The 2,267-nt window shown below is 62.6% G+C and carries 2 protein-coding genes and 2 pseudogenes; all 4 read right to left on the reverse strand.

Features of this window, described 5'->3' with window-relative positions; genetic code table 11:
* Positions 1–451: pseudogene (locus AWB81_RS48055) on the reverse strand (IS3 family transposase); the annotation flags it as partial.
* Between the two features lie 169 nt (positions 452–620).
* Positions 621–767 (reverse strand): annotated as a pseudogene (locus tag AWB81_RS48060) (IS630 family transposase); the annotation flags it as partial.
* A complete protein-coding gene (locus tag AWB81_RS49095; RefSeq protein ID WP_087135600.1) occupies positions 758–802 on the reverse strand; it encodes a hypothetical protein in 45 nt (14 codons plus the stop codon). The gene AWB81_RS49095 and the pseudogene AWB81_RS48060, both read right to left, overlap by 10 nt.
* Before the next feature lie 408 nt (positions 803–1,210).
* The gene (locus tag AWB81_RS42235) at positions 1,211–2,089 is read right to left on the reverse strand and encodes a YihY/virulence factor BrkB family protein (RefSeq protein WP_097189920.1); all 879 of its coding nucleotides are present in this window, start codon (positions 2,087–2,089) and stop codon (positions 1,211–1,213) included.
* Positions 2,090–2,267: the final 178 nt, after the last annotated feature.

Genomic DNA, 2,267 nt, shown 5'->3' on the forward strand with positions numbered 1-2,267 from the left:
CCGTACCCATCGACGGCTGCACGCCGGCTTCGCGCCAGCGTCGCCCGAAAGCAATGGATGTATATTGGGACCCTTGGTCGGAATGCAAAATCACCCCTTCATGACTTCGTTGCTGCAGAGCCATGTTCAGTGCGCGCAACATGAGGTCGGTATAGAGATGATTCGACATTGCCCAACCGACGATGCGCCGGCTGAACACGTCAAGCACCACGGCCAGATATAAGAACCCTTCGCCACTGGGGATATAGGTGGCATCTGCCACTCACAGTATGTTCGGGCCTTTCGCACTGAAGTGCCGGCGTACCAGGTCCGGCGCACGCCGTGTTCCCCCACGTTGTCGCGTAGTGCGTGGCCATCGCCGTCGGCTTGCCCCGCATAGGCCCGCGATGCGCATCAGGCGAGCTACCCGCTTGCGTCCCACGTGCACGCCTTCGCGCGCGAGTTGCGCATGGGGTGTTCGACCGGCCTTCACCAGATCAACGATGCGAGCCCGGAACTCTGCCGGGTACGGCGCTCGATGCTTGCCCATTTTGCCACCTCCTTATCCAAAGGATAGGTGTCCGTTTTCGCGGGTCAACTTCAGATATGGGGAACGGCGGGCTTCGCGGATCGTCGCACTTTCATTTGAGCGGCTTCGGGATCTTGGTGTGTTCGCGGATATAGCGCATCAGCCTGCGATCCAAGTTCTTCACCGTGGTGAAGATGCGGCGGGCAATCACATCGCACTGGATGCGCGAGAGCCAATTCTCGACCTGATTCAGCCAGGTAATACAACACCAATACCGGGCGGATAGATAAGCATGAAGTTCGCAGAGATGCGATTGCGGACTTGATCAATTCCCGGCAGAACTGCCCTCCTTGGTGTAATGGGCAGTCGACCGCAATATTGGCTTGCGCGTCGTAGGCAACGAGGCCACCGAAGAAGCGCGGGAGGAGGCTCATACCGTACATCACGAGGCTAGCGATAACTTGATTCGCGTAGAAAGCCGGCGTTTGCTGTCCCAGGTGGATATAACCATCGACCTCGCCGAGTCCACCCCTGCCATAAGGTCACTAATGCGGTGGGCGTTGGCCAGTGCCCAAAGCGGAGTATGAAAGCCCAGCGAGCGCACGCCGGCCGCCAACGTACGGGCAGCTTCGACTTGTTCTCCGTCAACCTTGACGATATATGCGCCAACATCGGCAAGACGACTCGGCTTTCATCAAACCGTCATTTGCGCGCGTTTGTGTGGTCCTGCCCCACCGAATCGCCGTGGGACAGCAACGCGAGCACCATGGCCGCGCCCGCAGCGACCAGCACGGCGCGCCACGGATGCCGCCGCACCGCATCGCTTGCATGCGACGCCTTGCGGCGCGCGCCGAGCATCGCGAGCGCGGCGGCGCGGGTGGCAATCGATTCCGCCCGCTGGATCTTCCGCGACAACTCCAACGCCTGCGCCACGGCTGACATGTTCCTGCGCGCCTGCCCCGGCAGCTGCTGCGCGTCCTGCGCACGCGTGCCGATCGCTTGGCGCGCGCTGGCCGCGATCGGCGCATCGGCTCGTCTGCCCGCAGGCGTTCTCGACGCGGTCATACAGGCGGCCGAACCCGGCGCAGCGCGGCGCGTCGATGCGGCGAGTAGCAAGCCGATCTTCGCGCGACTGCCCGGCAGCACGTGACCATCCTGCTGACCCCAAGCGCCGCGCGGATCGCGCATCCGTGCGCGAGCCGCAGAGAACTCCGCGCCGAGCAGAAGCACCGCGGCGGAGAAATACAGCCACATGAGGAGCACCGCGAGCGAGCCAGCCGCACCGAATGCGCTCGCCGTGCCTGCATGAGTCAGATACAGCGCAAAGAGTTCTTTGCCCGCCGAGAAGAGCAGCGCGGCCACGATGCCGCCGACGAGCGCATCGCGCCATAGCACGGGCGCATCAGGAAGAAACTTGAGCAGCGCGCCGAATGCTGCGGAGAGAAACACGAGGCCGATCACCAGCTGAATGATCTCGCCGACGATCACCAAGGGCGAGTTTGCCCACGGTAACATTCCGACCGCCTGGATCGCGATCTCGAGTACGAGCGAGACGGTTAGCAGGAACGCTACACCGAGCACTAACGAGGCTCCGCCTCAGACCGACGAGTTGTACGGGTGACTGCGGAGCGCTGGCGGTGTAAGGTGGCTCCGGTCGAGCCGGCTGGGACGTGCCCAGCGATGTACGAGCTCGAAGCTCAATGGGTCCGAAGACCCGTGGACGACCGGAGCCAATCATGACGTTATCACAGAGTGTGTG

Origin of the sequence: Caballeronia arationis, from assembly GCF_001544975.2 — a bacterium.
In the GTDB taxonomy this organism is placed as follows: Bacteria; Pseudomonadota; Gammaproteobacteria; order Burkholderiales; family Burkholderiaceae; genus Caballeronia; species Caballeronia arationis.